Annotated in this window: 18 protein-coding genes and 1 pseudogene; 10 read left to right on the top strand and 9 right to left on the bottom strand. The window is 55.1% G+C overall.

Going from position 1 to position 24,878, the window contains the following annotated elements; translation table 11 throughout:
• Window positions 1–23: 23 nt before the first annotated feature.
• On the top strand, window positions 24–3,320 hold the full coding sequence (locus ACR3ZL_RS18085; protein ID WP_473651709.1) for a PVC-type heme-binding CxxCH protein: 3,297 nt from the start codon (window positions 24–26) through the stop codon (window positions 3,318–3,320).
• A gap of 119 nt (window positions 3,321–3,439) precedes the next feature.
• On the opposite strand, the gene ACR3ZL_RS18080 is transcribed toward ACR3ZL_RS18085, so the two are convergent.
• The gene (locus ACR3ZL_RS18080; RefSeq protein ID WP_473651710.1) at window positions 3,440–3,835 is read right to left on the bottom strand and encodes a hypothetical protein; all 396 of its coding nucleotides are present in this window, start codon (window positions 3,833–3,835) and stop codon (window positions 3,440–3,442) included.
• Between the two features lie 147 nt (window positions 3,836–3,982).
• Between ACR3ZL_RS18080 and ACR3ZL_RS18075 the strand changes: the two genes are divergently transcribed.
• Complete coding sequence (locus ACR3ZL_RS18075) at window positions 3,983–5,392, top strand: sensor histidine kinase (RefSeq protein WP_486172848.1); 1,410 nt, start codon at window positions 3,983–3,985, stop codon at window positions 5,390–5,392.
• Window positions 5,393–5,421: 29 nt separating this feature from the next.
• On the opposite strand, the gene ACR3ZL_RS18070 is transcribed toward ACR3ZL_RS18075, so the two are convergent.
• From ACR3ZL_RS18070 to ACR3ZL_RS18060, 3 genes are all read right to left on the bottom strand, one after another.
• Window positions 5,422–5,748, bottom strand: a complete 327-nt coding sequence (locus ACR3ZL_RS18070; protein WP_473651712.1) for a hypothetical protein — start codon at window positions 5,746–5,748, stop codon at window positions 5,422–5,424.
• Window positions 5,749–5,802: 54 nt separating this feature from the next.
• The gene (locus tag ACR3ZL_RS18065; RefSeq protein ID WP_473651713.1) at window positions 5,803–6,216 is read right to left on the bottom strand and encodes an HU family DNA-binding protein; all 414 of its coding nucleotides are present in this window, start codon (window positions 6,214–6,216) and stop codon (window positions 5,803–5,805) included.
• Window positions 6,217–6,411: 195 nt separating this feature from the next.
• Window positions 6,412–6,858 carry a YkgJ family cysteine cluster protein gene (locus ACR3ZL_RS18060; protein WP_473651714.1) on the bottom strand — a complete coding sequence of 149 codons (447 nt, stop codon included), beginning with the start codon at window positions 6,856–6,858 and terminating at the stop codon, window positions 6,412–6,414.
• A gap of 178 nt (window positions 6,859–7,036) precedes the next feature.
• On the opposite strand from ACR3ZL_RS18060, the gene xerD reads away from it, so the two are divergent.
• The 5 genes from xerD (at window position 7,037) to ACR3ZL_RS18035 (ending at window position 11,421) form a co-directional block, all read left to right on the top strand.
• Window positions 7,037–7,990, top strand: a complete 954-nt coding sequence (xerD, locus tag ACR3ZL_RS18055) for a site-specific tyrosine recombinase XerD (RefSeq protein ID WP_473651715.1) — start codon at window positions 7,037–7,039, stop codon at window positions 7,988–7,990.
• A 348-nt stretch (window positions 7,991–8,338) separates the two neighbouring features.
• A complete protein-coding gene (locus tag ACR3ZL_RS18050; protein WP_473651716.1) occupies window positions 8,339–8,824 on the top strand; it encodes a TadE family protein in 486 nt (161 codons plus the stop codon).
• 65 nt (window positions 8,825–8,889) lie between these two features.
• Window positions 8,890–9,411: a TadE/TadG family type IV pilus assembly protein gene (locus ACR3ZL_RS18045; RefSeq protein ID WP_473651717.1), complete on the top strand. Its 522-nt coding sequence runs from the start codon at window positions 8,890–8,892 to the stop codon at window positions 9,409–9,411.
• Between the two features lie 126 nt (window positions 9,412–9,537).
• Window positions 9,538–10,797 (top strand): VWA domain-containing protein, encoded by a 1,260-nt coding sequence (locus ACR3ZL_RS18040; RefSeq protein WP_473651718.1) that lies wholly within the window; start codon window positions 9,538–9,540, stop codon window positions 10,795–10,797.
• A gap of 57 nt (window positions 10,798–10,854) precedes the next feature.
• Window positions 10,855–11,421, top strand: a complete 567-nt coding sequence (locus ACR3ZL_RS18035) for a hypothetical protein (protein ID WP_473651719.1) — start codon at window positions 10,855–10,857, stop codon at window positions 11,419–11,421.
• Window positions 11,422–11,488: 67 nt separating this feature from the next.
• Here the strand turns inward: ACR3ZL_RS18035 and ACR3ZL_RS18030 are convergent, their stop codons facing one another.
• Window positions 11,489–12,571 (bottom strand): succinylglutamate desuccinylase/aspartoacylase family protein, encoded by a 1,083-nt coding sequence (locus ACR3ZL_RS18030; protein ID WP_473651720.1) that lies wholly within the window; start codon window positions 12,569–12,571, stop codon window positions 11,489–11,491.
• A gap of 616 nt (window positions 12,572–13,187) precedes the next feature.
• Here ACR3ZL_RS18030 and ACR3ZL_RS18025 point away from each other — a divergent pair.
• The 3 genes from ACR3ZL_RS18025 to ACR3ZL_RS18015 all read left to right on the top strand — a co-directional run bounded on the left by ACR3ZL_RS18025 (window position 13,188) and on the right by ACR3ZL_RS18015 (window position 16,076).
• Window positions 13,188–13,826, top strand: a complete 639-nt coding sequence (locus tag ACR3ZL_RS18025) for a CAP domain-containing protein (RefSeq protein WP_473651722.1) — start codon at window positions 13,188–13,190, stop codon at window positions 13,824–13,826.
• Between the two features lie 50 nt (window positions 13,827–13,876).
• Entirely contained in the window at window positions 13,877–14,785 is a 909-nt protein-coding gene (locus ACR3ZL_RS18020) for a hypothetical protein (RefSeq protein ID WP_473651723.1), read from the top strand.
• A 343-nt stretch (window positions 14,786–15,128) separates the two neighbouring features.
• On the top strand, window positions 15,129–16,076 hold the full coding sequence (locus ACR3ZL_RS18015; RefSeq protein ID WP_473651724.1) for a sigma-70 family RNA polymerase sigma factor: 948 nt from the start codon (window positions 15,129–15,131) through the stop codon (window positions 16,074–16,076).
• Between the two features lie 73 nt (window positions 16,077–16,149).
• Here ACR3ZL_RS18015 and ACR3ZL_RS18010 read toward each other — a convergent pair whose 3' ends face one another.
• The 4 genes and pseudogenes from ACR3ZL_RS18010 to ACR3ZL_RS17995 form a co-directional block, all read right to left on the bottom strand.
• Window positions 16,150–18,999 (bottom strand): MMPL family transporter, encoded by a 2,850-nt coding sequence (locus tag ACR3ZL_RS18010; protein WP_473651725.1) that lies wholly within the window; start codon window positions 18,997–18,999, stop codon window positions 16,150–16,152.
• A gap of 36 nt (window positions 19,000–19,035) precedes the next feature.
• The gene (locus ACR3ZL_RS18005; protein ID WP_486172847.1) at window positions 19,036–21,942 is read right to left on the bottom strand and encodes a secretin N-terminal domain-containing protein; all 2,907 of its coding nucleotides are present in this window, start codon (window positions 21,940–21,942) and stop codon (window positions 19,036–19,038) included.
• A gap of 303 nt (window positions 21,943–22,245) precedes the next feature.
• Window positions 22,246–23,495 (bottom strand): annotated as a pseudogene (locus ACR3ZL_RS18000) (M16 family metallopeptidase).
• Entirely contained in the window at window positions 23,492–24,742 is a 1,251-nt protein-coding gene (locus tag ACR3ZL_RS17995) for a M16 family metallopeptidase (RefSeq protein ID WP_486172846.1), read from the bottom strand. Before ACR3ZL_RS17995 ends, ACR3ZL_RS18000 begins: the two are co-directional and overlap by 4 nt.
• Between the last annotated feature and the right edge of the window lie 136 nt (window positions 24,743–24,878).

Genomic DNA, 24,878 nt, shown 5'->3' with positions numbered 1-24,878 from the left:
ATGTCGTTTTAGATTGGTTTTGCATGTTCTACGTACTTCGCCGATGTTTTGCACCCCGAGTCGCTTTTCCGCGTCAAATCGCGGTGCGGAGCGATTTTCCGCTCGCAAGTCAAGTTTCGGTTTACACGATGTTTTTCACCGTGGCTGCCATCGTGATCGGTTTGGGGGGCCCGATATCTGGTGAAGAAGTACATGGTCTGGATTCGGCAACCGGTGAGTTCCCTGTGCCCACCGACAACGAGCCCTTGGCCGCCGCGAATCCGCTTCCGAGCCCGGCTAAATCAGCGGACGCTATCGAATTACCGCCAGGATTCACCGCGACGGTATTTGCGTCGGAACCGGACGTTCGCAACCCGATTGATATGGCTTGGGACCATTTGGGGCGAATGTGGGTTGCCGAGAACTACACGTACGCAGACCGGAAGCAGAAGTTCGATGATCAGCTACGCGATCGTGTGATTGTGTTCGAGGACGCTGACCAGGACGGCAAGCCCGAAAAGCGGAGTGTGTTTCTGGACACCGTTTCCAAGCTGACCTCCGTTGAGGTGGGGCGTGGTGGTGTCTGGTTGATGTGCCCACCACGATTACTATTTGTACCTGACGCCGATCACGATGCGGTTCCCGATGGGCCGCCGGAAACCGTCTTGGATGGTTTCACCGTCGCGGACCAAAACTACCATAACTTCGCTAATGGGCTGAGGTTTGGCCCCGACGGATGGTTGTATGGCCGGTGCGGCGGGTCCTGTCCCGGCACCGTCGGACGTCCCGGGACACCGGAAGAAGATCGCATCGCATTGGAAGGCGGGATCTGGCGATACAGCGTCGATCAAAAACGGTTCGAGGTGATCTGTCATGGCACGACCAATCCTTGGGGGCATGACTTCAACGAAATCGGCGAGCTGTTTTTCATCAACACAGTCAACGGACATTTGTGGCACGGTATCCACGGTGCACACTTCAAACGCCCGTTCACGCTGGATCCCAATCTGGATACTTACGAGTTGATCGATCAGCACGCTGATCACTTTCACTTCGATACCACTGGCAACTGGATGGCTTCCCGCGACGGTGCGGCGAATGATTTTGGCGGCGGCCACGCTCACAGTGGAATGATGATCTATCAGGAGACACGATGGCCGGCGGAGCATCGTGGGAAATTGATGACGCTCAACTTTCATGGACGTCGTGCCAACGTTGAGCATTTGCACCGCGAGGGAACCGGGTACGTTGGTAAACATGCCGATGACTTCTTCATCTCCGGGGACGAATGGTTTCGTGGGATGGAAATCTCAGCGGGCCCTGATGGGAATTGCTACGTGTTGGACTGGAGTGACCTAGGTGAGTGTCATGAACACACGGGCGTGCACCGGAACAGCGGGCGGATCTTTAAGATTGAAGCGAGTTCGGCTACTGGTTCGGTTAGCGGGGAAAACCGCGAGTCGAAATCGGATCACAACAGCGACCAAGTGCTCGTCCAATTGAAAGTTCTTGCTTCGGACGATGTGCTTGCGTTGGCAAAAATGCAGTTCACCGATGACCGTTGGTTCTCACATCAAAGCCGGATGCGATTGATTGAACTGGATCGTGCTGGGAAACTATCGGGCGAAGATCGAAGTTCGGTTTCAGAGATGTTGAAGGAGTCGATTCGGTTGGAGCGATCGGAAGCGGAGGTGGCACGATGTTTGTGGACGCTGGCCAGCATCAATCCTCAGTTCGATGCCAACCAGTGGTTGTTCCATTCGTCGCCGGTGGTCCGAGGTATCGCGTTACGTTACGTCACCGAAGACTGGCCCATCGACGATTGTTATGGACCGACCCAAGACAGCCTTCGGGCTTGGGAACGCATCGAACCGGAATCGATTCAGTTGATCGCGCAACTTGAGAAGTTAGAGCTGAACGATGCCCCCACGCTGCGTTTAATTGTTGCGTCCACGCTTCAGCGGTTACCGGGCAAATTGCGAGCGGATGCGGCGAGTCGATTGCTCACGATTAGTGGCACCGCCGACGCGGATGATCACAACCAAGCCAAGTTAATTTGGTATGGGATCATGGATCGTATGTCGCAACATCCGCATGAATCGATCGGGTTGCTGGAGGTTTGTGAGCTTCCGGAGCTGACTGAATTGATCGCTCGGAGTCTGGGCGAGCAATTTGCTGATGTTCCCGACGTGATCAACAAAGCGTTGGCCATTCCCGGGGATCGCCTTTGGTGTGGAGCCATTTTGAGAGGGCTTTTGAAAGGCAGCGTTGGTTTGCGATCCGCTGAACAGCCTTCGTCGTGGGATGAATTCAAGCGTCGCGCGATTGAGTTGGATCCTGAGTATGCGGCGTTGTGTGAACAGCTTGAAATGAAGTTCGGTGAGGGGATCCCGGCGAGCGAGTTGGCGGACATGGTGCGCGATCGAAAACGAGATGTCCAGGATCGATTGACGGCGTTGGTTGGTTGGGTGCGATCGTGGCAGGATCAAGGCGCATCAATGGATCAAGTGGGCGACATCATTGAAGCCGCGGAGCCATTGGTTGACGATGCCCGCGTCAACTTGGCCGCCGCTCGTACGCTGGCTGTTATTCCTGATTCGAGGGTTGCGGCTCAGTTGATCCGTCACTATCGAGATTTTCGGGCACCGCTTCGCGCACAAGTGATCTCAATGCTGTGCGTGCGAGTCGAGTATGCGACCGAACTGATGAACGCGATTGAAAAGAAGACTTTGCCCGCGAAGGTTCTGTCGGCGGCGGACGTCAGGAGTCTTATTTCGTTGGGGAACGTCGACCTGGCGCAGCGAGTGGAATCGAAGTGGGGACGCGTCACCAGCACACCGCAAGATCGTCTAGATGAAATCGAGCGACTTCAAACCGTTCTAACGCGGCAGGTTTTGCAATCGGCCAATGCGCCGATGGGGCGAGAATTGTTTGATCGTACCTGTGCCACTTGCCATCGCATGTTTGGCAGCGGCGAAAGTGTTGGTCCTGATTTGACCGGTGCTCAACGGTCAAGTCTCGACTACTGGCTGCATCATGTGGTGGACCCCGACGCTGTCGTAGGGGCGGATTATCGAGCTAAGAAAATCTTGACCGTGGATGGACGCTTATTGGTAGGTTTGGTGACTCAGCGAACTCGCCGCACGTTGACCCTAGCGTCTGCGAACCGCATCCAAATCATTCCGCTGGATGAGATTGAGGCGGAATACGAAACCAACCAGTCGCCGATGCCAAGCGGATTGTTGAAGCCGCTGGACGATCAAGCGGTCGCGAATTTGATTGCTTACTTGATGTCGCCTGTGCAGGTACCTCGGCCCTCTCAATCGCAATCGAGCGAATGAGTGTCGTCCCAGGGCGAAGGTCAGCAGACCGGAAAACGAACGTGGTTGAATAACTTCAGAGCTGGGACGCCAATGCCAATTGGATCAGCTCGCGAACTTATTGGCTCGGTGTTTCGAGACTAAGTTCGCGTGCGACGGCGGAGGATCCATCGCAGCGTGTCGATCAAATACCACTGCACAATCAGGAGGGCGACGGGAAGGCAAAACAGCAAGAACTGACTGAACTTTTCGTTCTCGACCCATTTCGCGCCGCTGGCTGCGAAGGCGGAAAGCAATGCCATCACGAACGCGCCATTGATCATCAAGAGTACGCTGGAGATCGCGGCGGAGGCAAAGACCATCGTGCAGCCACCGGCGATATCGGTGACCTCAAACTGGCTAGCACCGATGTGCTCTTCGGCCGCAGTGGCCGCGTTATCGCGTCTTGTGGCAGCCAACGTTGAATTACTGACGGTTTGGCCCGCCGTAGTGGGCTTTGTCGTTGCACCGTGCGACAGAGAATCGGAGTGGGTCATGGTGTTACTTCAATCGTCCAGCACGCAATCTTCAACCAATGTTCACAATAAGTCGGGGGATCGACTATTCGCCATCGAACCCCGCAGCAATATACTGGATGTCTGTTCCCAGCGAGCATTCTATTCATTTTTCTTTTGGTTCCGTCGATGCCCAACTCTTCAGATCAACCAGTTCCCGCGATGTCGAAGTCGACCGACGGGCCGAAACGGGGGGCGACGATGGTTGAGGGCGATACCGGCTTCGTTGGGTATTCCAAATTCGCTTTGATTGCCATTTTGCTCGTATTGCCGTGGATCGGCGTGCCCGGTTGGCTTGTTTCGATAGCGGCTGTGGCGGCGATTTATGCGGTGTTTCGAGCCAATGATTATCGCCATGAAAAGCTGGTTAGTTATTTCCGTCATCAACAGACGGTTGCGACGGATCAGATCAATCAGTGCCGTGCCGAGTTGGAAGACGTTAAGCTGCAATCGAAATTGGGTGATTCGGCGCTGCTGCAGTTGATCGATGGCGTAGTTGTGTTGTCCACGGATCTGGAAATTTTGCTGATCAACCCGTCGGCGGTTCAGTTGTTGGGGCTGACACCGCGAGAAAAACTGCAGGGCCGCGCTTTCGATGAATTGGTTCGCGACCCCAAAATGTTGAAATCGATTCGAGCCGCTATCGATGAGCGGTTGCCACAAGATTCGATTGTCGAACTGCACCACAGCGACGGTGTGCGTCCGATTCGAGTTCGTGTGGAAGTGATTGAAGAAGACGATTCGTTGCGGGTTCAACTATCACTTCGTGACGAAACCGAATCGCGGCAAATCGAGGGGATGCGTCGTGAATTTGTGGCCAACGTGTCACACGAATTGAAGACCCCGTTGGCTGCGATCAAGGGATACGCTGAAACCGTCGAGTTAGCCGCTGGTGATGATCCCGAGGCGGCGATTCACTTCATGCATCAAATTATTTCGCAGTGTCACCGGCTCGAACGGTTGATCAGTGACATGATGCAGCTTGCGCGTGCTCAATCCGGGCGATCGCTGATGAAGATCTCGAGCATTCCGTTGCGGGAGATTGTCACCGAGTCGGTTCGCACCTATGAACCGGTCGCCGCCGCAGGTGGGCTGAAGTTGACGCTGCATGAAGGCGGCGAGGGTTCGAAAGTCATGGCCGATTCGGAAGCGACGTTGACGATTTGCAATAACTTGATTGGCAATGCAATCCGCTACACGCCACGCGGTGGCCAAATCGACGTGTCCCTTGATTGGGACTCCGGACGCTGGGCCGTGATCGTTGAAGACACGGGCGTTGGAATCCCTGAACGCGATCAATCGAAAATTTTCGAGCGGTTCTATCGCGGATCGCGAAACGCCGAATTGTCCACATCCAGCACTGGATTGGGACTCGCGATCGTTAAGAATTTGACTTCGGCGCTCAGTGGTTCGGTGAGCGTGCAGAGTGAGCCCGGCACGGGCTCGGTCTTTCGTGTCGAGTTGCCAGCGGTTGGCAACAAACGCGGAACAGGCGTGCCGACCAGTTTTGCTGACACGACGTCCGACGCGACTGTGTAAGCAGTCGCAATGGCTTTATCGCTTAGCGACTAAAAGATTCCGCCGTGCGTACGGATGGGCGTCAGGTGGCTGGGAGAATCCAGGAACCAGAATCGTTCCCATTCCGCGACCAAGGCTCGCAAGTCTTCGGACGTGTAAAGCATTTGCTGCACACGGCGTTCGGGACGAGCCGAGTAGATCGGCACGAAGCAACCGACCGACGTCATCACAGCGGCCATCAAGGTCAAGCCGAAGATTGCACGCAAGGCGAGTGAACGCAGTGAAGACTGCTTTTCCACTTTGGCTTGCGTCGTGCGACGAGGCATCACCGTGGGTGTGGCAGGCGAGTGATCCAAAGTGGTATTGGTATCAGACATGCTGAGTTCCTCCATGAACTTGCAAATGCTTAGGCGATGAACGGTCGCAACCAGCTAACCCCAATTTCCGGTGGGCCGGATCGGGGCGTCCTGATTGTTGGAAGAACTTGTCTCTTCCGGTGTGGAATGATCGGCGGCGTTCAGATCGGTTAATTCGGCGTCGAGCCATGCAGGACGGGAAGGTTGTTCGCTGAGATCTTGAACTCGTTGTTCCATCACCTTGCCAGGCTTGAAACTAACGACAAATTTCTCAGGGACATGAACTTGTTGGCCGGTTTTCGGATTCCGGGCCGTTCGAGCAGCTCGAGGTTTTACTTCAAAAACCCCAAAGTTACGCAGTTCAATCCTACCCTCTCGCACTAACGATTCGACAATCGAATCAAGCGTTCTTTGCACCACCTCTTTGGTTTGTTGTTGAGTCAATCCGAGCTCTTCGGAGATGACTCGCACGATCTCTTTTTTTGTCATGCCGTTTCGCTCCGCCGTCACTGACTGACTAGGTGATGCGACAAAAAACGACGCAAATCGTTTGTGCCGAAAGACTTAAGTTCAGTAACTTTAAGAACGCCTCGGGGGGAGTGTCAAGGTGGTGTCGGTACGAAATCGTCACCACTGGACCTTTCCTTACAACCGGTATCGTCCTTCCTAACCGGCAATCTTCAGTCAAACCGACTTTTCGCGACGACGAATCTCGATTTCTTCTAATGAGTAGAGTTTTCCTTTTCCCGCCCCGGGGCAAACCTCGCAGGTTTCCTTCCAGTCATTCTTCGTATCTAGCGTAGAGTCCCAAAAGGGCCACGTTCGGCATTGGATTGGGCGAGATTGGTAGACTAGGCAGTGTCGCGTCTTGGGCTCTAGGAAAATGCAGTCGCCATCGGGGTATTCGACCAAGCTAATGCGGTTGCCGACCCGGCGCGTGAATTTGTGTTCAAAGGCATCGATTTCCATCTTCATCGTTTCGGCCATCGCCTCGATTTCGGAATCGTCGACAAAAACGTATCCCGGTTCACCGCTGCAGCACGCACCGCATTGGGTGCATTCGAATTTCAGACCGTCTTGATACCAGGGGCCCTTGGTTTCAGAAGCGGGGCGATGTTTGGATGATTTCATGGCGGAGTTGGTGGAATAGGTGGCTCGGTTGGCCACTGGGGTGGGCCATCGCAGTGGGACCGCCACCGGCACTCGTTCAGCGGAATGTGGTCGTGCGGCTCAATCCCGCCGTGCTGGATGGTCGATAAACCGTATCTATAGCGAAAGTTTTTAAACGGCGACAGGATGAGGCGACTTCATGGCACCACGACTGACCAAGCTGCAAAAGCTGCAAAGCGGTGCTTCAGCACCCAAAAAAGTGGCCGCCGAAGATTCGCTATGTGCTGACTTTTTGACCTATCTGAAGCGGGAGTGCCATCTAGCGGCGAACACCGTGGCTGCCTACGGTCGCGACATGAAGCAGTTCGTCGCCTGGCTGGACGGCCGAAAGCCAGCGGGGCTGAACGTGTCGGATTTGTCGGCGTTTGTGGGGTTCTTGCATGATAAAGGGCTCGCACCGGCTTCGATTTCACGCAATGTAGTTGCGGTTCGCACGTTCTATAAATATTTGCAACTGGAAGGTCTGGCGACGGACAATCCGGCTGAGTTGCTGGCGACTCAAAAGTCGTGGCAGCGGATGCCCGGGGTGATGTCACCGTCGGAGGTTGAGGCGTTCTTGCAGGCGGTCAAAAAGAGCGACCCATTTTGGGAACGCGATCGAGCTTTGCTGGAGGTCCTCTACGCCACGGGATGCCGGGCTTCGGAGGTCTGTTCGCTGAGAGTGATGGATTTGTCGTTGTCAGAGAAGCATCTGCGTTGTCACGGCAAAGGCGACAAGCAACGCATGGTCCCAATCGGAGGGCGGGCGATCGCGTCGATCGAGTTGTACTTGCAACAAGCCCGTGGCAAGCTGGCTGAACGAGCTCCGCAATTGTGCGACGAGCTGTTTCTATCCAGAGGCGGCCGGCCACTGGATCGTGTCCAACTTTGGCGACTCGTCAAACGGTACGCGGCTCGAGCTGGGATTCTGTCGAAAGTCAGCCCCCACTCGTTGCGGCATAGTTTTGCAACGCACTTGTTGGCCGGCGGTGCGGATTTGCGTCAGGTGCAAGAAATGCTGGGACACGCTAGCATCCAAACCACCCAGATCTACACGCATGTGGAACACTCCAGGTTGCAGAAGGTTCACACACAGTTTCACCCGCGTGCCTAGCTCTTCCACTCAACCTGATTGGGTTTTCGCCGTAGTGGACGAAGTTGCGAGTCTGTCCACCTAGCTGAAGCGAAACGAACCCTCGCCCAGTTCTCGCCAGGGGCAATTGTTGGCAACGCACTCCCTTTTGACGATGTGGCGTGATCGCGAGAAGATCTTCTGCCAGTCAGGGTGCTGGTGCGTTAAGCATATGCACGATCGGTCCCGGAAAATTGGGCTGAATAATTTCTGAAAAACTATCCGACCTCCCGAGCATTTCAAAGCTAGGGTTGCTGATAGAGGGAACCATCTCTGTCGAAAGGGTTGGTTTTCACGCTTTTTCAGTTTTTCAGACCTAACGACCGCATCATGTTTGCATTCCGACGCCCTAGACGACCTCGCAGCGAGGGTTCTCAACGAGACCGTGCTCGTTCTGCTGGTTCGTTTTTACGGATTCAGCGACGCGCAACGGCTACCGCCGAGGTGGCGATTTGCCTACCGGTGTTGATGACACTGACGCTGGCGACGATCGATCTTTGTTCGATGTTCTTCCTGAAAGAAACCGTCGCGATCGCGGCCTACGAAGGCGCCCGACGTGGTGTCAATCGAGGTGGAACCAATGCTGCCGTTCGCAGCCGAGTATTGGAATTCTTGGACGAACGGGGAATCGAGTATGACGCCAACGTCGTCCAGTTCGACGGTACAACGTTTGACAATGCTGAAACACTGGAACATGTGACGCTTGTCGTGACGGTTCCAGCGGCGGGCAACTTGTTGTCGCCGGCCAAACTATACGGCGACCTCAGCCTGACCTCTCGGGTTTCCATGCGAAAAGAGTTTGCAAACCAAGACTGATTTAACAATCGCAATACCGAGTATGTCTCGATTCCCTCAACAAACCATTAGTCCGAACGCTTCCCATGTTTTCATTCCTATCCCACCGCCCAGCGACATCTCGGCAAACACCGAAGTCATCGCACTTAGCGCCGCGACTGCGTCGTGTGGCTAAGCCGCGTCGTGGTGCCGAGACGAATCGTAAACAAACCAATCACAAACGGTTGGGTGCGACCTTGGTCGAGTTTGCAATCGTTAGCAATGTGTTGATCGTCACGATTTTCACTTGCATGGAATTCGCTCGAATGAATATGGCCCGCAACTTAATGCAAGACGCTGCATATTACGCGGCGCGGGCGGCGATCGTTCCCGGTGCGACGGCTGCCGAAGCCGAAGCCGAAGCGGGCCGCATCATGGGCTCCATTTTCTCCGGTGGGTACACCGTTGATTGCACACCGATTTCGGATGAAGCGGAATCAGTAACGGTGACCGTCGCGGTGAATATGGATGAAATCGCGTTATTTGTTCCGATGTTCTTAGGCGGGATCGAAATGAGTTCCGTCGCAACCATGCAGACTGAACGGTACAGCGGCTATTACGAACAATAGATTTTCTGTACCAGCCAGCGAAGTGCTCTGGCAAACCGATTTCGGCAACGGCACTACAAGTCCGGGGGGACTTACGAAACTTCTCACGCTCTCTCTGTCTATCTCAACTTGTCGAGAATCTTTGCTATGAAAATCTCCCCCGTAAAAAACTACCGTTACCGCTCGCGTCGTCTGGGTGGTGTCACCGTCTTGCTGGCCGTCGTGTTGCCCATGTTGGCAATCCTGGCTGCCTTTGCGATCAACGCTGCTCATATTCAGATGGTGCGTACTGAGCTATCCATCGCATCGGATGCCGCAGCACGTTCGGCTGGACGAACCTTCAGTGAAGAACAAACCGTCGAGGCCGCTTTGGCTGCTGCACGAGCTACCGCAGCACTCAATAACGTCAACGGCGATCCACTGCAATTGGACGCGGCGACGTCATCTGTCGACATCGAGTTTGGTGAATCGAGCCAAGACGACAGCCACGGTCGTTTCTTGTTCAACAAGATTCCGACGGGCCAAGTCAACGGAAACAAGTTGACCGTCAGCTCCATTCGGGTCAACGCGAAACGCTCAGCCGACTCGCTTAGTGGACCGGTTCGATTCGTCTTTCCAACGGTGTTCGCCAAGAGCGAGTTCACACCCTCGTTCACCAGTGTCGCGATGCAAGTTGACCGTGATATTTCGTTGGTGCTCGATCGTAGTGGATCGATGGAATACAAAACATACGATTGGCCAGATGGCTTCAGTCCTTGGAGCTCTGATGCAATCGATTCGGGCGTCGACGCTGGCCAGCTTTACTGGCGTCGTGGGAATCTGTACTACAGCAGCGGCAAAAACCAAGACACTTACTACGATCACTTGTGGTCCGATTTGCTTGGCAATGGCGCACCACCCAATACACCTTGGGAAGATCTCGTGATCGCCGTTCATGCATTCTTGGACGTTCTCGACCAGACTCCTCAAAACGAACAAGTCTCGATTGCCAGCTATTCCAGCAGCGGTACCCTCGACGCTTGGTTGACCCACGATTTCCAAGACATTCGCGATGAACTCGCCACGCTTCGAACAGGTGGAAACACCGGTATCGGAAACGGCATGAACCAAGGGATTCGTGCGTTCGATCACAACGCGGCTCGGCCATTCGCGTCCAAGACGATGGTGGTGATGACCGATGGTAACCACAATTCAGGGACGTATCCGGATACCGTCGCGAACAACTTAATGTCGAACTACAACATGAACATCCAAACCGTGACGTTCGGCAGTGGCGCCAATCAGCAATCAATGCGAGAAGTCGCAACGATTGGACAAGGCAAACATTATCACGCTGATTCAGGCGAAGAACTGGTTGGTGCGTTCGAAGAGATCGCCAATAACCTGCCTACGATTCTGACCCAGTAAACGTGATAGTTTTTCAGAGAGACGTCACACGGCAAGTTTTCGGTACTAGTATTTAGCATGTACAGTCCCATTCGGAAAACCGCTTCAACATCCGGCACCTCATCCGCTCAGGCGGGTGGCGGTGCTGGTTTTGGTTCTGCAAAGCGAAGCACGAAGAAACTCACCCCTTGGCTGATTGCGATTGCGTTTGCCTTGATGCTGGTTCTTGGTGCTGGATTGTCGCTGCGTCTAGCGGTGACGTTACTCAATGACTCGCCGGTGAGCGATGTCGATGTCAAAGTCGTTCGTCGTACAGCGGCGGAAATTCAAGACTCCAAACGAGCTGAAGCATTTCGGCTTCGTGAAGAAGCACGCCATTTTGATCGCAAGCTGCTTCGCGAACGTCGCGATCGCCAGTGGTACTATGACACTGAAGACATTCCGGATGCCGCCGATGCGAAAGCAATCTGGCAGCGTCAAGTTGACTCGATTCAGTCTCAGTTGGAAGAGGCGGAAGAGTTACAACGCCGGATCGAGGAAAACGATCCGGAATTAGCAATCGATCCGCTCGATAAGAACTCGGTGCTCTGGCATCGCAAGCAAGAGCTTCAACGATTGCTTGACGACGCACCCGCCGGTCCGTAAAGCGGCCTCGAAGGTAGAACTTTGACTAAGAGCTAAGCGAACGTTCACGTGTCGGCTCCCTTGCTGACTAGGATTCGGTCGACTCGACTTCGCCAATGGGATCCACCACCTGCACGTTCGTGGATAGATGTTCTTGAGCCATGCGTTGCATGTCGTCGGCTTGGGTGTTGCGTTCCACTCGAGCGGCGGTTTTGGAGCTAGATAGCTTGCCCAAGTGGATCACCGGTTCGCCCGGTTGGACGGCAGGAAGCGTCGACATTCCGATCACGATGCCATCGAAGGGAGCTTCCAATCGGTTTTGGTCTTCGTGAACAAGGCTGCTATTGGTGGCCAGAGGTTGTCCGGTCACAACCGTCGATCCCGGTCCAACGTGCATGTCCAGGAAACCGCCGCGTTCGGCACGCACCCACTTCGTTGTGCGGATACGAACTTGGTTCTCGGGGATCTCGGGCTCCCCGTCCATCATGTCGAGTTCTTTCAAAACGTTGACGATGCCTCGCGTCATGCAATCGACGACCGACGGCTCGACCTTCCATACTTCGCCGCCCTCGACAACGACGGTGGGGCATCCGGCGGACGTCGCTTCACGGCGGAATGATCCCTTAGGACCTTTCCCATCCAAGATGACTCCCGCCCCAAAGGCTTGAGCAATTCGCATGCAGTCGGGGTTTTTGAAGTCCGTGCGGATGTTTGGGTAATTGGTTCGGCGAACGGCCGCGGTATGCAGGTCGATGCCATAGTCGCATTCCAGCACGATGGCGTCGAAGATTACCTTGGCCATCCGAGTCGCCATGCTGCCCGACGCATTGCCTGGGAAGCAGCGGTTGAGGTCTCGGCGATCCGGCAGGTATCGCGAGTGACGTTCAAAACCCAAAATATTGAGGACCGGGACCATTATCACGGTTCCGCGTGGCAGCACAAACTCGGGATCCGCGATCAGCGATCGAATCGCCCCGGTGCCATTGAGTTCGTCACCGTGCAGCGCGCCGGTCACAAATACGCTCGGCCCTGGCTTGTGTCCACGGATCACTCGAATCGGGATCGAGATATTTCGTCCGCTATAGCTTTCGGTGATTTGAAGTTCGACGTTAACGCTTGTGCCAGGGGCGACCGGCTTGCCAAACCAAACAGATTGATCAGGATTGGGCATGGAAAGCAGTGTTGTTGCAAGGAATGGGGTTCATTTGCCTGGACAGAGGGATCTGAATGCGGCTTGAAGGCCCATTGTAGCGATGGACTTCGATTTAGGCGTTGGCCCGTCGTGCTGAATTGCGTGGATTGAAGTTTGCCGAGTCATGATCAGCCTTCCAGTCTTCTCGCATCACGGTTCTTCTCGCATCACGGTGTCATAGGTACTCGAAAGAGGACGCTTCGCTCGCAAACCTGTATTGCGGGGGCAAGGTTTGCCGATCTGAGCTGCCGTCACAATGCTCGAGAGGTCATCAGCAGGGGGCGTGTCGCGCGTCTCGGTCGCCAGCGAACCGAGCCTTTATGGTCGGAGTGCGTGCTTCCAAATTACCTATTTTGAAGGACTGCCCTATGTCCCCCAAAAGATTGTGGGCTCGTTTTGAAGCGCGGGGCATCGTTTTAAGTTTCGGTGGATCATCGGTTTACGTTGGTTGGGCGAGCTAGCAAATCAGCTTCCTGCAAAGAATTTGTCGCTAAACCCTTTTCGGTCGGGCCGCTATCGCGTTTGCTGGCTGGCACTTCTCGGCCCGCGACGGTGTCGCTGGCACTTTTCATGACTCAGAATAGAAGAGATCGAAATGGTTCGACTTAGCCGGTTTGCGTTCGTTTTGGCTGTTGGTTGTGGAGCGTTTTGTGTGGAAAACACAATGAATGTGCAGGAATCTTGTGCTCAGGGCATCACCTACCAGTCCACCTCGCCAGCGGTTTGCACCAAATGTGGAAAGATCCACGGAGCTCCGACAACAAGCTCGTCTTCGATTAGCCAAGTCAGTGGTTACACGCCGATGGCGACGCCGGTTTACTCGGCGACTCAGTTTCCGCCCGCCAGCGTTCCTTACACGTCCGGACAGCCTCAGCAGCATGTCACGTCGATGCCCTCGACATCCCTGCGGACCCAGGCTGCTAGCGGCGGTACTTCCAATGTGTTGTCGGCACTCAATGCACAACGGTCTCGACAGGGACTGGGGGCACTTGGCTATGATCCCACCTTGCAAGCGGTCGCCGAACGTCGTGCCCGCTTGATGGCCTCGACCGGCCAGAAAAGTCATCCGTCTGGTTCGTTTGCACCTGGACGCTATGAAGGAGTCGGTTGGGATAGTTCCTATTCACCGGCAGGAGTCTCCGCTTGCTTTACCAGCGATCCGAACATGCGAGTTGCCGGGGCGGCGATGGCTACCGGCCGCGATGGCGTTTATTTCTGCGTCGTTTACAGGTAGTTCGTCTGCCGCTTGTCTTAGGCACATCGATTTGGCTTGTGATCGGGTTGATGTTTGCGAAACCGGCGGTCGCTCAGCCGACCTCCGTTTCGCTTTCGCCGGAACAGTCACGCCAGTCAATCCAGTGGCTGGCGGATCAATTGGTCAAACATATCCCGCGGACCATTGATGGCGACGACGATTGGGGTGATACCAAAGAGGTCTGGTCGGGCGTGAAGATTCGCCGCGATGGATGGAATCTGAAAACCAATCGACGCCATCGTGACGTCAATCATGGACGCTGGGTGCGGTACGAGATTGAATTGCCGCCGCTGGTGACCGTTGAGGAAGACGGTCTGGTTCATCGGCCCAGTCCAATCGTGATCCACTGGGTAGCGCCGACCCGCACCCCGGTCGCAACCGCCGCGCAAACCTCTTTGACGAATTCGGTCGTCACATCAGCTGAAAACGGATCGCCGCAACTGAACTCGGCGCGGGGTAGCGAAAGTGATCCAGTGTCGAGTGCTGCGGTTGTACCGGATTCGAACGAGGCGATTAACTCATGGAGAATTGAAGCCTCGCTATCAACGCCAGCAAAATTCTTCGTTCGATTGCAGCGTTGGAATCGTGGGCTGCAGCTCTACAGCGTCAGCGTTCGGGGCACGATGAACTTGTCATTGAAGGTGCAATCCACCCTTTCGATGCAAGCGGATTTTTCGGAAGTCCCACCCGCAATGCAACTAGTCACCGAAGTCGAAAAAGCTTCTATCTCGATCGATCGGTTTGAAGTCGACCGCATTAGCAAGATTGGTGGTGACGTAGCGGAAGAGTTGGGCGATCTGGCTGAAAATACGATCGGTAAGGTTTGGCTTCGCAAGGAAAATAATCGCCTGGTAGGGCGTTTAAACCAAGCAATAGAGCGAAATCGAGATGATATGCGTTGGTCGATGACCGAATGGTTCACGCAACTCACTCGTTGAGCAGGACGCATCTCGGGACCGCTCCGGTAAGGTCTTCCCAGGCGTTAGCGGCACGGCTATTCGGCACAACCGGAAAAATGTGATCATGTTCTCAAAACGTCTAGCAGAGGGCGTTTCTTAGCCGAAGACATAAGTGATCCATCACTGACATTTGCAGTTTCAAAGCAAAACACTTGGGATGGTCGCTAAAGACTCGAATGCAAGCACCTCGCATTCAGCCCCACATGCACCTCCCAGCATGCAAGGCTGCACCGCCGGTCGGCGGTCGTCAAGTTCTACAGCGGTCATCGCTTTTACGGCACAGTGTCAGGCCAAGAACCTCCCATCCGATCGGACCGTTGATATGTCGTTCACAGATTCCCTATCGTCCTCGCCTGACCAAGAAGCCCTCGGCCTAGACGAAGTTAAGTTGCTCAAAGCCAGCACACGCAAAAAAGCCGCCGCACGCAAGCCCGCCCGTCGTAGCGAAGCAGCTCAATCGCCGCTGGAAACTTACCTTCGCGAAATCAACGAAACGCCGTTGTTGTCCGCAGCCGAAGAACTCGAATTGGCTGCCCGCATTGCACAAGGCGATGTGATGGCACGTGACCAAATGGTCCGAGCTAACCTTCGATTGGTCGTCAACATTTCCCGTGGCTACACCGGAAAGGGCCTCGGGCTTCAGGATTTGATCGAAGAAGGCAACTTGGGACTCTTGCGAGCGGTGGAAGGGTTCGATCCGATTCACGGAACCCGATTCAGCACCTATGCCAGCTACTGGATCAAACAGTCCATCAAGCGAGCATTGATCAACAGTGCCAAGACGATTCGGATTCCGGCCTACATGGTCGAGCTATTGAGCAAATGGCGACGAGCGACCGCCCGGCTGAACGAAGAGCTTGGCCGCACACCAACCAACGAAGAAGTCGCTCGAGTACTGGGGCTGCCCAAAAAGAAGTTGCCGATCATTCGCAAGGCGATCAAGATTAACAACTCGACGCCTCAAAGCGATCAATCCGAATCGGGATGGTCTCTGGGCGACATGGTGATGGACGAACGCCAAAAATCACCCGACGACGAGATGCTCGATCACGACATCTTGAAGCATGCGATGAACCTGCTGGATGATTTGGACGACCGCGACTCGACCGTTTTGAAATTGCGATTCGGACTTGGCGGAGCGGAGCCGATGACGTTGAAGGAAATTGGAGCTGAGTTGGGTTTGACTCGTGAACGAGTTCGTCAAATCGAAACCGAAGCCCTGCGTCGCCTGGCTGATGGCCTTACCGACCCTCGCGATTTGGGAATGTAGGCCGCGGGCCGAAGCCCGGCCTCGTGTTTGGAATTTGCACACCAGCTTTGGGAAAGCCCGTGTGCAAAGAATGCTAAGTCGAACGCTGCCATCGGTCCAGCAGCACGACGAAGCTCGGCACCAAGACGGTCCTCACATAAAGCGTGTCGATTAACACACCTAGGCCCAGGGCGAATCCAAGCTCTGTGATTCCACGCAGCGTCGTTTGTTGCAGCATGCCGGTCGCCGATGTCGCACTTGCGATTTCGCCGAACGAGCCAGTCATCCCAAATGTGGCGGTTACCAAGGGCCACCACGCCGATGATGTCATGCTCAAAAACGTCGCTGCCATCACGAATCCGCAAGCGGTGACAATGCCGCCGGTCCGAGCAACCGCTCGTCGAACGGCGGCTAGCGAACCAAGGCGACGGCGCTCTTCCATGATGCGGGTCACCAGATAAACGTTGTAGTCCTGTCCCACAGCGACCAGGATCACAAACAAGAACAGCGGCAATTTCCAGTCGAGTCCCAAAAATTCGGGGCCATCCAAGAATCGGAAAAACCAATACGTCAATCCGAGTGTGGCGTAATAGCTAAGCAGCACGGTCACGATCAGGTAGACCGACAGCACCACTCGCCGGATCACCACGATCAATACCAGAAGCACCGCGACAATCACAGCGATTTTGATGCGACGCGTGTCCGACAAGGTGACCTCGCGAAGATCTACGATCGACGGCGTGGTTCCTGAATACAGCAATTCCCAATGAGTGCCGGTTAACGCTTTTGTGTTTTCGAAGGACTGCTGAATCCGGGCCGAGATATCGCTCAACCGGTCAGCGGCGGCTTGTGAGAATGGATCTTCGTGCACAATCACATCCATGCGGATCAGACGATTCGCATAATCCGGTTCGCTGGCAATGAAATGCAGTTTTGCCAAACGGTGATTCTGCAACGTACGCCGGGTCCACGCGTCGCTGCTAAGCAGCCCCATTTCGCGGTCGGGCGGAAAATCGCCTAGCGGATCGCTCATCGTGCGCACTCGGCGAATGCCGTCGATGCGATAAAGCAACGCGGCCAAACGATCGCGTGTCTCGATCATCGTCGCTTCGTCTTGGTCGGTTTCGGCTAGGGCGAGGATTGAGATGGGGGTGAGTTCACCGACGCCGAAGTTGCGGTTGAGCATTCGCATCCCTTGCCGACTGCTCGACGTCCGGTCGAGTTGACCTGACAGGTCATACGTCACACTTCGTTCGTGAACGACACCGCCGATCGCTGGTAAGATCAACAGAATCCAACCGGCGGCAAGCGTCCAGGCTGGGTAGCGAGTCAACGCGATCGCCATCACACTCCAAAACCTACTGCCCGTTTGCAAGAGTGTGGTGCCTTTGCCGGATTCGCCATCTTCCAGTCGGTTGTTGGAAACCAGTTTAATATTGGGCTGCTCGGCCGGTTTGGCGATTTCGGTAGGCCAAAACACGGCCGGTCCAAGCAATCGAAGCAGAGCCGGGGTCATCGTCATGCAGACGAGCAAGCCAACGGAAAGACAAATGGCAATGATCGGGCCGGTGTGGTGGAACTTGCCAAAGTCGGCAAACCAGAGCATTCCCAGACCAACAATTGTGGTGAAGGCGCTACCGAGAAGTGCACCAGAAACATTGGACAGGGCGTTGGTGCACGCCACTGGCCATGGATGCAAACTTGCTTCTTCGCGGAGACGTGAGATCAGGAACAGACAATAGTCCGTACCCGCCCCAAACAGGATCACGACGACAAAGATGCGACTGGTCGTATAGACTCGCAAATCCAAACCGGACCAATCGACCTCCTGGGATAACTGCGTCAACAGCGTGACCAACGCCATGGCGGTAACGACAGCGACGCCAATCGAAATCAGTGGAACGGCAACTAACAACGGTGCCCGGTAGATGACCGCCAAGATGATTAGAATCATCGCGACGGTAAACCACTCGGTGTAGGTGATTGCTGATCGCGCCGCCAACAGTGTTTGCCCGCCGATGGCCGCGGATCCGGTGATGCGAACCTTCATGTCTCGCGAAGGGCCGACTTCTTCGTCGCTAAGATATTGCGACTGGTATGCGTGGCACTTGTCGATCAACGTTTGCAGCTCTTCCAGCAATGCGATATTGCCGGTGGCTGCCAATTCGCTGGAAAGGGTCAGAGCCGCGATTCTTGCTTTGGGACGTTTGAGTTGCCGGCCGATCAGCGATTCCTGCCAACTGTAGACGTCCAGCAAAACTCGCCAAGGCCGCAGTTTGCGATCAATGACGGCGGGTGCGAGTGCTTCGATGTTGGGATTCAAAATGCGAGCGGCTTCTTCATCGCTGGAGATCGCATCCGCATTGCCGCCCATCCGTTTACTTAATTGCGAACGATCCCAATACGCGATCGCTAAACGAGGCTCGTACGCATCGCCTTTCGTCTCGGGAACTCGATCACCTAGTAAGTCATAGAATTCGGTGTCGATCTCGATCGCTTGGTCGAGCGCTTCCGATGCGACGTCGTACCAGCGTCCTTTGGCGAGCGGGACGACCACTTCGGACTCGGCCAATTCCCCACGGCTCATCAACTCCGCTCGTTGCCAACTGACTTCGGCTAGGCGGTGATACAGCCGCCGCAAGACATCCAGTCCCAGCAACCGATCCGGCGCGGTCCAGTTTTCAGAGGACTTAGCAAAAACCACCACCAGCCCGCTACGAGGACGGGTGCCGGTGAACGCTCGGTCGAGCAATCGTCCGCCCGCGACGCTCGTTTGACTGGCAGGCAAATATTCAAAGTCGCCGTCCAACGCCACCGCCTTCCATGAGGGGGCGAACGCCTTGGCAAGGATCGCAACTAGGATCCAGCTAAATAGAATCCACCTCGCATGGCCAACCACAAATCTCGCGAATCGCGAGGTTCCCGGTTTGGAAGCTTTGGACATGGGGGAGGGACCCTTCCTTGGAGATTTGCGCACGATCTATCTTTTTCCGTCCCGTTGTCGTTCACGACGCTCGGGTTTGGGTTTTGTGGGTGCGACCGTTGTCGAGGCGCCCAGGCTTTCCATGGCTTTTTCCAAGGTATCCACCGAGATACCGCCGGAAAGCTGAACGATTTCAATGGCACCGCCGGGCTGTGCGGCGTGGTCCAGCTTTTCGACCATGGATGTGATGAGGTCCAAAAGTTGTTCACCTTCAGCGCTGATTACGAGCGTGTTACCGATCTCGTCAACGCCCAAGGACAGCTTGCCGTTGAACGAAAAATCGCTGCCGCCGCCACTACGACCGGAATCGGAATCTTCCAGTCCCGAGCCCTCTTCTCGGTTGCTTGATCGCTTGCCTTGCTTGGAGGCGCTGAAGGCCTTGTCGTTGCTGCTAAGTAGGTCTCGATAGGCGTCCTTGACCGTCTCGGCGATCTTTTCGGCGCGACCGTAGTTGATATGAACCAACTTCGTGAAGCGGCTGCGTTTTGGGTTCATGGGTTCAGCGACATCCCACAACTGGATTAGCTCTTCGATCGTCTTGAGTTGTTCGTTGGATGCGCCAGTGACCACGATGGTGTTTGTGTCCGAGTTGGGCAAGAAACGCAACTTGCCAGTTCTTGCGAGACCTGTTGGTGAGTCGTCATCGTCGTCGTCATCATCATCCCAGTACCAGCGATAGGAGCTGCCGGTGTCTTCGTCGGCGTCGTCTTCTTCGAAGTAGTCTTCTAGATCGCTCGACAACAGGATCACCGACGCGTATTGAATTTTGAATACGCGGTAAGGACGGTTGGGCGGCTTGATGTCCATCATCAAGTTTTCGAGCCGATCCAAAGCGGCGGTGTCAGTGGATTCCAGAATCAGATTGCCCGATGAATCCAGTCGAATCTCGATCGAAGGTGCCTGCTTGGCTGAAGTGGAAGTGCGATCGCCAGAATTGGAGTAAGTTGAGTTTGATTTGCTGATGCGAGGTGTGTTGGCGTTAGGTAAGGTCGTAGTGTTTTGTTGCAACGTTAGAGTCGTGGGAAAGCCATCCAGCGATGACGCATCCAAGCTGGATGGTTGTGAGTTGGCTTTGAACTGAGTCAGTTCAAATTCCGAGTCGCCTTCTTCTACTTTCTTGCCGGGGACGACTTCGCTGTCAGAATCCTCGCTTGCTTCAGGGCTGCTGTGTATTTCCGGCGCGTTACTATCGCTTGTTTCTTCGCTGGAAGAATCGGAATTGTTCCGACTGGACTGAGTCGGGTCACTGAATTCGCTGGCGTCTGGCAAGATTAACTCTGAGCCCGAAATGGCTTGCCACCGCTCTTTCAGTCGCTTCAAGTACTCAAGTGTTTCCGGGGTCGCCGATGCTTCAATCGACCGAGTGGTTCGACCACTTCCACCGGGTGGCGGAAGTTCGCCTAGCTTCATTAGAAGGGTTCGGACCTCTTCCATCTCACCTTCGTTAGCCCACAACAGAACCTGTTGGAACCGCGAATTGGCGGCAACACGAAATTGATCGGCGTCCTCTTTGTCGTCGTCATCGCTGCCGCCGCCCCAGTATGAATAGGAATAGCGGCGGCTTCGACTGTTGTCCTCTTTTTTCTCTTGTTGCCCCATCAAAAATTCGATGGATTCGGCCACATCGGTCGCCGCAAGCCGGCGCAATTGCAAGACTTCAAAGCGACGTTTTCCACCATCAAGACGTTCGATCAACGACTTGATGATGAAGCGATCAGCCGCCGCGCCGGAGACGATGATGGCGTGGTTGTCTTTGTCGACTCGGATGCGAGTCGTTGGCTCCAGGACGTTCATCTCCTGGGCGATTTCAATCAGCTTTTCAGGGTCGAGCGATACTAACCGAAACACATCGACTCTTGCCGATGCATCGGTCAACGATCGAAGGCTATCGCTAGGGACATCGATTCGCTTGATGAACTCGGCCGCCATCGCCACACGGTCGATCGGTGCCCGAACGAGAACACTGTTTTGGCGGACGTTGGCAACAATCGAAATGTCGACTTTGGCTGGTGCCGCAGCCGCCTTGCCGCCTTGTTGTTGCATCCGCTGCATCATTTGAATTTGTTCACGCGTCATCGGTGCCGCTTCCTTTTTTTCGACACCAAGGAACTCCTCGAGCAACTGCTTCGCTTCCTCGGCGGGAATGTGAAGCAATCTGAATTCCGGTGCGAGCGCGTCGCGACTTGCCGCGTCGCGTTCTTCGGCCAGCAAGACCGCCACCTGTCGTAGGTTGACGGCCGCGTCCATGATTTCGATGCGATTGGTGGTTGCTAGTGGAGTGATCTTCCCCGCCGCACTGAGCATCGCTTTGAGTTCTTCGCTGAGTTTGTCCGCCGACAACCATCCCGCGTCCAGCATCACGCGAACAAAACTATGGTCAGGAAGATCATCCAGATCCGAGACATAGACTCGGCGAACCATGCCAGCGTTGATGTCGGCGGTCTTCGTGACCGTGATCCCGCCTTCGAGTTCAAGCAGGGTGAAACCGCGGGCTAGTAGATGGCGGTTGATTAGGTCGGCGGTTTCGACGACCGTCAAACGCGTCGGGCTGATCAAGTTTACAACATCGCCAGGCAACTCCTGCCAGTCGATTGGCTGTTCCGAAATTTCGGATAACCAACCGATGATTTCAACCCAACCTTGATTGCGAAATTGGAAGCCGACACGACCGTCTTGGCCTACGGTGGCTTTCAGTTCGGCGGGATCACCGCTGGGCAGTTCCAGCCCATCGCGGCGGATCACTTTAGGTGGCGATTGGTCAGCCTTGGCGTCTTCTTTCGATTCCGGTTTGCCTTCGTCAGGTTTTCCTTCCGGCTTGCCCGGAGCTCCGCTTCGCATGGGGCTTGGTTTTTCGTCACCCAGCCCTACCGAAATTGGCTGAATGCCGATGAAAAGGATAAGCACCAGTTGGAGGTGAATCCAACGGTGTGAAGCTAAGAAAGGATGCAGCAAGGGATCGACGCTATTGGTGGGGAATGGCTTCGTGTTGATCTGGCAAAGCTAGCCGTCAGTATGACTGCTCCGGCCGCTCGAGACAAACTCCTACCGTCACCATCCTCAATTGAGCAGCAAATACCTGGCTAGTGCTTCATCTACATTTCATTTCGGGGTTGATCGTAGTGGATGAGGCGACGAATCCTATCCACTCACCGACCAGACGGGCTCGTCGCCTCGCCCACTACCCCCAACTTGAATCTGGATGTAGCACTAGGCAGGTAAAGGGGCCGCCGCCGCGATCGCCTCGGTGGGCGTCTCGTTCAGGTACGTTCGGGCCACTTTGGCCACATCTTCCAATTGCACGTTGCGATACGCGTCCAATAGTTCGTCCGTGGACAAATTTTCACGGCAGCATAGCCAGCGGCTTCCCATCCCAAATAGACGCTGCGACGGCCTTTCGGACGCCATGATGACCCCAGCGACGGTTTTGTTTTTCACTTGGGATAGTTCCTCTTCCGTCACACCGTCTTCGGCGACACGCTGAATCGCTTCATTCATCAACCGAATGTTCGATTCCATTTCATCAGGGCCGCAGACCAAATAGGAGAACAATCCGCCGGTTTCGACGAACTCTTGTCCCCAAATGGTGGCCACTTCCGCCCGGCCGGTATCGACCAAATCCCAAAACAATCGGCTACCGCCGTCGTCGCCGATGATCGAAGTCAGCAACCGCATGGCGTACCGCTCGCTCGAGGCCATCGACGGGGCTCCGGATAGCGTGACTCGGTAGGCTTGGGATGCATCAGGGACTTCAATTTGTGCGTCAGTCGAGATCCCCTCGGGCATCTGGTCCAGGTCGTCCACCGGCGGTTGCGTAGGAATCGGCACCTCATTCCACTCCGCGGTCGCTTGCGTGGCTTGGTCGACGAGGTCGTCGAAGTCCACGTTGCCAGATGCAGCCAACACCATGTTATCGCAACGATAACGCGTGTTGAAATAGTCTCGCATCGTTTGAACTTGCATGTTCTCGATCGAATGCGTTGTTCCAAGCACGCGTCGGCCTAGGCCACGGGGGCCGTAGCAACGTTCCATCACGCGTTCGAACGCACCGAAAGGCGGTTGGTCTTCGTACTTTGCTATCTCTTCCAAGATGACTTGTCGTTCAGTGTTGAACTCTTTTTCGTCTAAGGCTGGTCGCAACATGTCCGATAAGAGATCAACCATGCGGCGTTGGTACTTAGGCAAGACAGCGGCGTAATAAACCGTTTGCTCTTCACTGGTGTAGGCGTTGCTGTTGCCGCCCAGTTCGTCGAGCTCACGGTTGACGTCTTGCGCCGATCGTCGAGCGGTTCCTTTGAACATCATGTGTTCCAGGAAGTGGCTTAACCCCGATTGCGAATCGGTTTCGTCCTTCGCGCCGCGCGAACGAAATACCCGATGGCCGCGGAATAGCCACGTTGGTCGATATCGGCGACGACTTGCAAACCATTAGGCAGCGTGACGTTTCGAAACTCACTCATGCAAGATCTTCATTGGAAAGTGGTTCAGGCCCGATCGTGAGAACTCGGATCGATTCGGGTGAGTGGGCTTGGTAATAGGCTCGGATTTGATCGAGAGTGATCGATTCGATCATCGTTTCAATCTCTTCGGTCGGCATCACTCGACCGAGTTGCAGTTGGTCGGACGCAAGCGAGCTAGCACGGGAACCGGCGGATTCTTGTTCCATGATCAGGCTGCTTTGGATACGAACCTTCCAGCGTTCCAGTTCCGCTTCTTCGAGACCATCGGCGAGATGCTTCAGTTCGTGAAGGGTCAGGTCCAGGGTCTGTTGAGCTCGCGCCGGTGTTGTGCCAGCGTAACCGAAGACTGCACCGACTCCGGACGGAGCACTCGGACAAGGAGGAAGTGAATTCGTGCTCGCCCAAACGCTGTAGCACAGTCCATGCTTTTCACGAACACGTTCGAACAACCGGCTGCTCATCCCGTCGCTGAGGATGCCGATTCCGGCACGCATCACGAAATAATCGGGATGTCCGTAGGGAATATTGTCGAACGAAAAGCCAATGTGCGTTTGATTGCTTGGCAGTTCAATGTGTTCGTAACCCTCGGTGGGTTCCGCGGAGGGAAGACCGGACCATGTGCCCGTTTTCCAATCGCCGAACGCTTGGTCAATGGCGGCATCCAGTTCGGCTTCGTCAAAGTTGCCTGCGATCGCCAGAATGCTTTTCCCAGCATGATAGTGGTTCTGGTAGAAGCTTCGCACATCTTCCATGGTCAGAGCTTGCAGACTCTCTTCGCTGGCGAGTCCGCTGCGTCCAAGTCGTGGACCAAATTGACGTTCACGCAATCGTCGCATCAATCGCTGTGTAGGCTCGTCCTGGCATGCCATCATTTCTTGATGAAGCATCATCTTGGCGTCATCGAACTGATCGATCGGCAAGTGAGGCCGCCGGACTAGATCCGCCAGCAACTCCATTCCGGGCAGCAACGACTCGGCGGGCATGGCGGCCGAGAACGACGTTACGCTGCTGGAAGCGGAACCGCCTGAATCGATGCCCAGATTATCCTCGGCGGCGACCAATTGGCGGCTGCTGTAGGAGCCTGCGCCTCGTTGCACCATTTCAACGGTTAACGACGCCAAGCCGCAGCGACTTAGCATTTCCGCTTCGGTGGATTCGGGCGTGATTTCAGCGGACACGCCACCGGGCAGCCACAATGTGTAAGCGGCGGTGCGAAGCCAGGGCATTGCTTGCGAAACCACCGTCATGCCGTTGGCAAGTTGGCGGGTGCGGATCGTGGGACTTACAAGAGTGGACAGCTTACCGGCTCCGTGGGAATGATGACTTCACAGCGACGTTGGTTTGGATGAAGTGCAGGAAGTCGCGTTGAAAACAAAGTTTCGT

Source organism: Rhodopirellula sp. J20-39, assembly GCF_057365095.1.
The sequence above is the reverse complement of the archived record's forward strand: the minus strand, read 5'-3'. Positions and strand labels throughout refer to the sequence as shown.

Excerpts from the sequence above, each read along its gene's own strand:
- ACR3ZL_RS18085 (WP_473651709.1), top strand. The coding sequence starts at position 24 with ATGTTCTACGTACTTCGCCGATGTTTTGCACCCCGAGTCGCTTTTCCG.
- ACR3ZL_RS18080 (WP_473651710.1), bottom strand. The coding sequence starts at position 3,835 with ATGACCCACTCCGATTCTCTGTCGCACGGTGCAACGACAAAGCCCACT.
- ACR3ZL_RS18075 (WP_486172848.1), top strand. The coding sequence starts at position 3,983 with ATGCCCAACTCTTCAGATCAACCAGTTCCCGCGATGTCGAAGTCGACC.
- ACR3ZL_RS18070 (WP_473651712.1), bottom strand. The coding sequence starts at position 5,748 with ATGTCTGATACCAATACCACTTTGGATCACTCGCCTGCCACACCCACG.
- ACR3ZL_RS18065 (WP_473651713.1), bottom strand. The coding sequence starts at position 6,216 with ATGACAAAAAAAGAGATCGTGCGAGTCATCTCCGAAGAGCTCGGATTG.
- ACR3ZL_RS18060 (WP_473651714.1), bottom strand. The coding sequence starts at position 6,858 with ATGAAATCATCCAAACATCGCCCCGCTTCTGAAACCAAGGGCCCCTGG.
- xerD (WP_473651715.1), top strand. The coding sequence starts at position 7,037 with ATGGCACCACGACTGACCAAGCTGCAAAAGCTGCAAAGCGGTGCTTCA.
- ACR3ZL_RS18050 (WP_473651716.1), top strand. The coding sequence starts at position 8,339 with ATGTTTGCATTCCGACGCCCTAGACGACCTCGCAGCGAGGGTTCTCAA.
- ACR3ZL_RS18045 (WP_473651717.1), top strand. The coding sequence starts at position 8,890 with ATGTTTTCATTCCTATCCCACCGCCCAGCGACATCTCGGCAAACACCG.
- ACR3ZL_RS18040 (WP_473651718.1), top strand. The coding sequence starts at position 9,538 with ATGAAAATCTCCCCCGTAAAAAACTACCGTTACCGCTCGCGTCGTCTG.
- ACR3ZL_RS18035 (WP_473651719.1), top strand. The coding sequence starts at position 10,855 with ATGTACAGTCCCATTCGGAAAACCGCTTCAACATCCGGCACCTCATCC.
- ACR3ZL_RS18030 (WP_473651720.1), bottom strand. The coding sequence starts at position 12,571 with ATGCCCAATCCTGATCAATCTGTTTGGTTTGGCAAGCCGGTCGCCCCT.
- ACR3ZL_RS18025 (WP_473651722.1), top strand. The coding sequence starts at position 13,188 with ATGGTTCGACTTAGCCGGTTTGCGTTCGTTTTGGCTGTTGGTTGTGGA.
- ACR3ZL_RS18020 (WP_473651723.1), top strand. The coding sequence starts at position 13,877 with ATGTTTGCGAAACCGGCGGTCGCTCAGCCGACCTCCGTTTCGCTTTCG.
- ACR3ZL_RS18015 (WP_473651724.1), top strand. The coding sequence starts at position 15,129 with ATGTCGTTCACAGATTCCCTATCGTCCTCGCCTGACCAAGAAGCCCTC.
- ACR3ZL_RS18010 (WP_473651725.1), bottom strand. The coding sequence starts at position 18,999 with ATGTCCAAAGCTTCCAAACCGGGAACCTCGCGATTCGCGAGATTTGTG.
- ACR3ZL_RS17995 (WP_486172846.1), bottom strand. The coding sequence starts at position 24,742 with ATGACGGTGGTTTCGCAAGCAATGCCCTGGCTTCGCACCGCCGCTTAC.